The organism is Halanaerobium sp. (assembly GCF_003070835.1).
On record NZ_QBLR01000160.1, the window covers coordinates 1 to 7,703 of the forward strand.

The 7,703-nt window shown below is 35.1% G+C and carries 7 protein-coding genes; all 7 read right to left on the reverse strand.

The window, feature by feature from the left end:
• Positions 1-383: 383 nt before the first annotated feature.
• Positions 384-911, reverse strand: a complete 528-nt coding sequence (locus CI949_RS13880) for a hypothetical protein (RefSeq protein ID WP_290767398.1) — start codon at positions 909-911, stop codon at positions 384-386.
• Positions 912-1,026: 115 nt separating this feature from the next.
• Entirely contained in the window at positions 1,027-1,443 is a 417-nt protein-coding gene (locus tag CI949_RS13885; RefSeq protein ID WP_290767400.1) for a hypothetical protein, read from the reverse strand.
• Between the two features lie 209 nt (positions 1,444-1,652).
• Entirely contained in the window at positions 1,653-2,636 is a 984-nt protein-coding gene (locus CI949_RS13890; protein ID WP_290767402.1) for an aldo/keto reductase, read from the reverse strand.
• Positions 2,637-2,848: 212 nt separating this feature from the next.
• Positions 2,849-2,974, reverse strand: a complete 126-nt coding sequence (locus tag CI949_RS13895; protein ID WP_255417006.1) for a hypothetical protein — start codon at positions 2,972-2,974, stop codon at positions 2,849-2,851.
• Positions 2,975-3,118: 144 nt separating this feature from the next.
• Entirely contained in the window at positions 3,119-4,897 is a 1,779-nt protein-coding gene (locus CI949_RS13900) for an ABC transporter ATP-binding protein (RefSeq protein WP_108138760.1), read from the reverse strand.
• The gene (locus CI949_RS13905) at positions 4,898-6,655 is read right to left on the reverse strand and encodes an ABC transporter ATP-binding protein (protein ID WP_290767406.1); all 1,758 of its coding nucleotides are present in this window, start codon (positions 6,653-6,655) and stop codon (positions 4,898-4,900) included. It abuts the gene before it with no gap.
• A 37-nt stretch (positions 6,656-6,692) separates the two neighbouring features.
• Positions 6,693-7,658, reverse strand: a complete 966-nt coding sequence (locus CI949_RS13910; RefSeq protein ID WP_108138764.1) for an acetylxylan esterase — start codon at positions 7,656-7,658, stop codon at positions 6,693-6,695.
• Positions 7,659-7,703 lie beyond the last annotated feature (45 nt).

The window sequence follows — 7,703 nt, forward strand, 5'->3', positions numbered from 1 at the left end:
ACATGCTATTAAACATATGCAATCATCCTTTCTTATAAAGTTATATTAGTTATAATCTGATTGTCTTATATTTTTAAAAGTTATTTGCTTTTAATGAAACAGTCTTTAGTACTGATTTAAGTGAGCACAAGAATCATGTTTGAGCTGCTTTTCTTTAACTGAGCGAATATTGCTCTCGATTCTTCTACCCTCACTATTACTTGCTTTAATGAATGTGAATAAAGAATTCAACATTATCAAATCACCCTTTCTTATAGTCTTATTGTTGTTAATCAATTATAAGTGATTTACTTATATTTTTCTTATCTTAATTACATTATACAGCTTTTAAATCTCCTGTCAAGGGTTTTATTAAAGTCTAAATTTACAGACTTTTATTGAAATTATTGTTCGATTCCAATAAATATACCTCCGGGCTCTTCTCCCCCAAAAACATTTGAATCTTGTGTTCCTAAAACTAATATCTTTTTATCATTATCTGGCACTAACATCATATACCATTTGTTAGCAACTGTACTTATGTCAGATTTAAATAAAATTAATCCTTCTTCATTTTTAAAAGTATTAACATCAATAGTATCATCAACAAAAGAATCATTTTCTCCTGTTACATTTATTATAAATTCCATTCCCTCTTTTCCAGTATTTGATAAACTAATAGTTCCTATATCACTATCAACATCAATAAAATTATAAACACCATCAAAATCCGAATAATTAATTTCGCTACTCTGTTCAACTAAGATTGACATGCCATCTCCAGTCCAACTACCAGCTTCATACATATAAGAATCAAAAACTCCAATTTCCCCATCTAAAAATACACCATAATGTTGAAATGTATCACTTTCAATTATTTTAACTGCTTTATATAAATCATCATACTCAAATGTACTAGTGAATTCCTCCATTTCATCATTATTATTAGCTATTGTACCATCCCCGTCTAAATCTATCCATATAACAGCATCTTTATCTTGTTTTAACTCAACTGTACCTCTGGCCCCTTCTAAAGAAGTTATAATATTATATTTTTTTTTCTATTTCTTGACCAAAAGATGAAGCAGGTTCAGAAAAAGCTGTAATAATTTGTTCCCCTTCATTACCTTTACTATCTGTAGCAATTAACACTTCATTATTTAACATTAAAAAATAATCTTGATCATTATTTGTTATATAAAAGTCTTTAACATCATCGCTAAAAATATATGATTCTTTTTGAGTAATAGCTTCTGGATTTGAAAGGTCTTCGATTTCATAATCTATTAGTTTATCAGCCATATTCACTTCCACATTAATAAAATCTCCCTTACCTACACTACCGGCAAAATTATAAACAACATCTGCACTGTCTCCACTACTTCCACTTTCACAGCCGCTTAAAATAACCATCAAAGCCAGCACAACAAAGACAAAGCCCCAAATTTTTCTTTTGATCATCATATGTATTCCCCCTGTTATAAAATATTTAAAATAAAAAATTATAATTTATTATACCACTACTCGTATAAAATTTCACTAAAATTGTCAAAAAATATATAAAAATGTCGTATTTTAATTTTAAATAAACAAAAAAAGAGCCTCAACAGCACTGAAATCTATCAGCTGCTATTGAGACTCTATTAATTACTCTTTATTTATTTTATCAATTTTTACCAGAGGTGGTGAACACTATCTCTGATATACTCGTCATAAATTTCATCTACTCTTTCCATTACTTCATCGGAAAGGTCGTCAGCTTCAGAAGCTGCTGCATTATCTTTTACCTGCCATGGCTTTTTACCACCAGGAATTACACAGCTAACTGCATCATGCATTAAAATCCACTTGAGAGCAAACTGGGCCATAGTTAAACCTTCTGGTTTAATTTTTTCCAGTTCATCAACAGCCTTTAAACCGAGCTCAAAATCTACCCCGGAGAATGTTTCTCCCTTGTCAAAGGCCTCTCCATCACGGTTAAAGTTGCGGTGATCATTTTCAGCAAAGGTTGAATCCTTAGAGAATTTACCGGTTAAAAGTCCACTTGCCAGCGGTACTCTACAGATAATTCCTACCCCTTTTTCCTTAGCCTTAGCGAAAAATTCATCCGCAGGCTTGTGTCTGAACATATTGAAGATAATCTGTACTGTGGCAACGTTTTCGTATTCTAAAGCTTTCATCGCTTCTTCTACCTTTTCTACGCTGACACCATAATTTTTAATTTTACCGGCCTCAACCATCTCTTCTAAAGCCTCAAATACCTCTTCCTGATGATAAACTTCAGTTGGTGGACAGTGAAGCTGTAGCAGATCTATAGTCTCTACATCCAGATTTTTAAGACTGCGGTCCACAAATTTATTTAAGTTTTCTTTATTATAGCCTTCAGCGGTGTGCGGATCTAATCTTCTACCTGCCTTGGTAGCTATATGTATCTCCTCATCAGTTTCTTCTCTTAATTTAGCCATTAGACGCTCACTGCGGCCATCTCCGTAAACATCTGCTGTGTCAAAAAAGTTTATCCCCTGATCGACTGCTTCTCTTAAAGCGGCCAGTGACTGCTCATCTTCTACATCTCCCCAGGTACCACCGATTGCCCAGCCTCCAAAAGAAACTTCTGAGACTTCATAACCTGTTTTTCCTAATTTTCTATACTTCATTAATACTACCTCCTTGAAATTTAATCTAATTGAAAAAAGTTATTTTAACTTCTAAATTATCTGAATTTATTATACCATTTATTCCCCTATATTTAAAGAATTAAATGTACTGAAAAACAAAAAAAGAACACCCCTTTATCTAAAAGGAAGTGTTCCTTAAGTCTGATTAAAATTATTATATTTAACTGCTGTATTCATTATAAGCTTATTTCCTAAAACTGCATATAACTGCTTGTGTTTTCGTTGCGGTATTGTTCTTTGACCTCTCTGAGGTTATTTTCTATTCTCTGCCCCTCAGAACTTACCTCGTCAAAAAATCTGATTACTCTTTTAAACATTATCAATCACCCTTTCTTATTAGCTTGTTATTAATTATTAGTGATTTTCTTATAATTCTTATAATGTTATTATACAGATATATTTCTGACTGTCAAGAATAATTACTGATTTCCCTTAAATTGTATTTTGTTTTACAGGAATAATTAAATTACCCGGTTATATTGAGCCATGTAGAGATCATGGTAGTGGCCTTTTCGGGCCATTAATTCTTCGTGACTGCCTGTCTCTATAATTTCTCCATCCTCAAGGACCATTATTCGATCAGCATTGCGGATGGTTGAGAGGCGGTGAGCAATTACAAATGATGTTCTTCCTTTTAATACTGCCTGAGTTGCCTTTTGAATTAAGATTTCCGTCTGAGTATCGATACTTGAAGTAGCCTCATCCAGAATCAGAATCTTTGGATCTGAGAGAATTGTTCTGGCAAATGAGATCAGCTGCCGCTGACCAACAGAAAGTCGGGATCCGCGCTCATTGACTTCAGTATCATAGCCATTTTCCATTTCTCTAATAAAACCATCAGCATATACCATCCTGGCTGCTCCTTCTATATCTTCTCGGGTTGCTTCAAGATTTCCATAACGAATATTATCCGCAATTGAGCCGGAGAAAATAAAGGTGTCCTGCATCATGACTCCAATCTGTTTTCTTAAAGAAGCTACTTTTACTCCTTGAATATCAATATCATCTATTAAAATACTTCCCTGATCAATGTCATAAAAGCGGGTCATTAAATTAATGATAGTACTTTTACCGGCTCCAGTTGCTCCCACAAAGGCAATTGTTTCTCCAGGCTGAACCTCAAAATTCATATCTTTTAAAACAGTTTCTCCATCTTCTTCATAACTAAAGCTTACATTATTAAATTCAACCTTACCGTCAATTTCCGGCATTTTTTCTGCTCCCGGTAGATCAACTATCTCCGGATCAGTATCCAGCACATCAAAAATTCTTTCGGCTGCTGAGTTAGCAACTAAAATCTGATTGTAAAAGTTGCTGATATTAATAATCGGCTGCCATAAACGCCAGATATACTGGAGCAGCGCTATCAGAGTACCTATTGTAACCAGACCGGCATTTAAATCTCTAATACCAACTAAATACATGATAATAACACTGGTGGTATTAATTAAAAGTACGACCGGAAAAATTCCGTGGGACATCATAACTGTCTTCATCCAGTTGCTTACATAATCATCCTGGAGGTCTTTAAAAATATTACTGTTCTTATCTTCTCTCACAAAGGCCTGAGTAATCTGCATTCCAGTCAGGCTCTCATGGATATAGGCATTCATGTTGGAGCGCTTTTTCTGTACCCGGCGCCAGCCAACTCTAATCTTCTTTTTCAGTAAAAAGATTATAAAAATCAAGAGTGGCATTACAGTGATTGAAATCAGAGTTAAACGCAGATCCAGATTAAGCATGATAACTAAAATTGCCAGAAAGCGAAATGTATCAGTAATGATGTTAATTAAACCATTTTCCAGTAGATTCTGCAGTGAATTGACATTATTCATTACCCGCACAATAATTTTACCGGCCGGGATAGAATCAAAATAACTGAAAGATAGTTTCTGGATATGCTGAAAGAGATCCTGCCTGATATTGCGGACAACCTTATGTCCAACCTTACTCATAATTAAAACACGAAACCTAACAGCAAAGCCGTTTACTGCCAGCAGCCCCATAAAAAGCAGACTGATCATTGTCAGCCCCCGAAAATCACCGGCAGTAATGTAATTATCAATTGCAACTTTAGTTAAATAAGGTCCTAAAAGATCTGCAAAGGCGGCCATGGCCATTAAAAATAGTGAGAATGCAACCTTATATTTATATGGTTTTAAATAAGCAAGGACTCTTTTTATATTATTGGGATCAAGATTTTCCATTTCCTCATCTTCAAAATAACGATTATAGGCCATTTAATTCACCCACCTTTCTTCAATTTCTTCTTCGCCAATTACTTCTTTGTACTGCTCCTTAAACATTGTATAATAGTGCCCTTTATTATTAATTAATTCTTCGTGAGTCCCTCGTTCTATAATTTCTCCATGATCTAAAATTAAAATCTGATCCGCATTTCTAACTGAAGAGATTCGGTGGGCAATTAAAAATAAGGTGCTTCGCTGCTCCATACTCTCCAGTGCCTGCTGAATCTGATGTTCAGTCTCCATGTCGACTGCAGAAGTTGCATCATCTAGAATTAAGATTGGACTTTCTTCCACAATTGCTCTGGCCAGTGAAACTCTCTGTTTCTGACCACCTGAAAGTCCCATTCCTCTTTCTCCGATAACTTCCTCAAATCCACCTTCCATTTCTTCAATAAATTCTCTGGCGCTGCTGATTGAGGCAGCCCTTTTAATTTTTTCCAGGTCAAGACCGGGCTGTCCGTAGGAAATGTTATTGGCAATTGACTCCGAAAATAAAAATACATCCTGCATTACAATAGAAACCTGTGATCTCAAATTCTGCAGATCATAATCCCTATTATCAACTCCATCAATTAAAACTTCTCCCTCTGTTGGTTCATAATAGCGGGGAATTAAGTTAATCAGAGATGATTTTCCACTTCCGGTTGCTCCCATAATTGCAACAGTTTCGCCAGGGGAAGCATGAAAAGAAATATTTTTTAAGATATCTTCTTCATCATAGCTTAAGGATACATTTCTAAATTCAACCTCTCCCTGCAGCCGCTCAACAGTAATCGCATTCTCTTTATTCTTGATTTCCGGCTCAGTTTCTAAAACATTAAAAATTCTCTCAGCAGATGCACTGGTCCGGGAAAACATATTAACAATATGTCCGATCATCCGCATCGGCATAATTAACATCCAGAGGTAGGAGTTAAACTGCATCCAGACCCCAAGAGTGATTTCTCCCTGAATTACCAGGCGGCCACCATAAAATAAAAGCAGAACTGTACTCATTCCGCCCAAAAATTCCATTATCGGAAAATATTTTGACCAGATTTTGGCGGCATTATAATTTTTAGTAAAATAATCATTATTTTCTTCATCAAATTTTTCCATCTCATAACACTGCTGATGAAAGGCTTTAACAATTCTAATTCCCGATATATTTTCCTGTACAGTTGAGTTCAAATCAGAATACTGGCGCCTAACCTGTCTGAAAACCGGCTTGATCCTTACTCCCAGACGGTAAGCAAAAAATCCAATCAAAGGACTTAAAGCCAGTGAAACAAGAGATAGTTTTAGACTTTCGGGAATCAAAACAGCCATTACAAAAACTATATAAAAAATAGATCTGACAAAATGAAACATTCCCTCTGCAAATAGCATTCTAACTGCTTCCATATCACCGGTCATCCGGGACATTAATTCTCCAGTTCGATTTTTATTGAAGAAATTAAAGGAAAGTTTCTGCAGATGATCATAAAGATCCTGTTTTAAATCTCTCAATATATTTTGAGAAAGACTTTCCGTGTAATAGCGGTGGACCATAATCACTGTTGCTCTTAGTAAATTAGCGATGATGTAAGCAACTAAAAAACTAAAAAGAAGTTCCATTTTTCCAGCGGTAATTACATCATCAATTATTCTTCTATTTAGATAGCCTGGAATCATTGAAAGCAGCACATTAAAAATTATAAATATTAAGCCGACAATAAGGTACAATTTATAATTGCGCACATAATTCCAGAGTTTTTTTAATTCAGCCATTCTTTATCTCTCCTAACAGATTAAAGCTTGTTTTTATTTATAAGTCATTAAAAAATCTGTAGTGTCTGTCTCTTAAACCCGGCAGATCTTCATGTCCATAATCAGGATAAATTAGCATCTCTTTTTTAGATGTTATTTTATTATAAACAGCAAATTGAGTTGAAGGTGGACAGACTGGATCTGCAACTGCAGTAGTCATTAAAACTTCAGCCTTTATCCTATCTGCGAGATTTTGAATATCTATATAAGATAATTTTCTATAAATCTCCTTTTCTTTAATATGTAGGGGATCATATTTTCTAAAGAAATCTTTGATTTCAGCATAGGCACTGGCATCAATATCAAGCTGACTTACCCGCCTGTAATCACTTAAAAATGGATAAACTGGAGCCGCTTTTTTGATTCGTGGTTCTAAAGCTGCACAGGCAACTGTTAGAGCTCCTCCCTGAGAATAACCAAAGACTCCGACCCTCTTTTGATCAATATTATCCATTTCCATCACAATTCCAGCCAGCTGTGCAGCATCTAAAAAGACATTGCGATAATAAAGTTTTTCAGCATCATCTGCAAGCCCTCTAATAATATGACCATTGCGGGTATTTCCCTTAACTCCCCCGCGGTCTTCAGAATAACCTGCATTCTGACCCCGACAGTCCATTCCAAAGTAAGAATAACCGCGAGCAGCAAACTGCAGCTTATCTGACCAGTCTTCAATTTTACAGCCATAACCGTGAAATTCGATTACTGCTGGCTGTTTTGTTTTAATATTTTTTGGTTTTATGTATTTAACATGGATCCGGGCATCATCAACCCCGGTAAAGTATAGATCATAACACTCAGCAAATTCAGTCTGAAAAGCTGAAGCATTAATTTCAATTTCTGGATCAACTGACTTCATTTCCGCCAGAGCCCTGTCCCAGTACTGATCAAAATCATCAGCTTTTGGACTGGAACCTTTATATTCCTTCATTTCTTTTAATGACATTTCGAAAAGCATCTGCATCTCTCCTTTTTAACAATTGTTAAAATGATTTAATAACTACTAAAT

Coding starts and splice junctions, on each gene's coding strand:
- CI949_RS13880 (WP_290767398.1), bottom strand. CDS start 911: ATGGAGGAATTCACTAGTACATTTGAGTATGATGATTTATATAAAGCA.
- CI949_RS13885 (WP_290767400.1), bottom strand. CDS start 1,443: ATGATGATCAAAAGAAAAATTTGGGGCTTTGTCTTTGTTGTGCTGGCT.
- CI949_RS13890 (WP_290767402.1), bottom strand. CDS start 2,636: ATGAAGTATAGAAAATTAGGAAAAACAGGTTATGAAGTCTCAGAAGTT.
- CI949_RS13895 (WP_255417006.1), bottom strand. CDS start 2,974: ATGTTTAAAAGAGTAATCAGATTTTTTGACGAGGTAAGTTCTGAGGGG.
- CI949_RS13900 (WP_108138760.1), bottom strand. CDS start 4,897: ATGGCCTATAATCGTTATTTTGAAGATGAGGAAATGGAAAATCTTGAT.
- CI949_RS13905 (WP_290767406.1), bottom strand. CDS start 6,655: ATGGCTGAATTAAAAAAACTCTGGAATTATGTGCGCAATTATAAATTG.
- CI949_RS13910 (WP_108138764.1), bottom strand. CDS start 7,658: ATGCAGATGCTTTTCGAAATGTCATTAAAAGAAATGAAGGAATATAAA.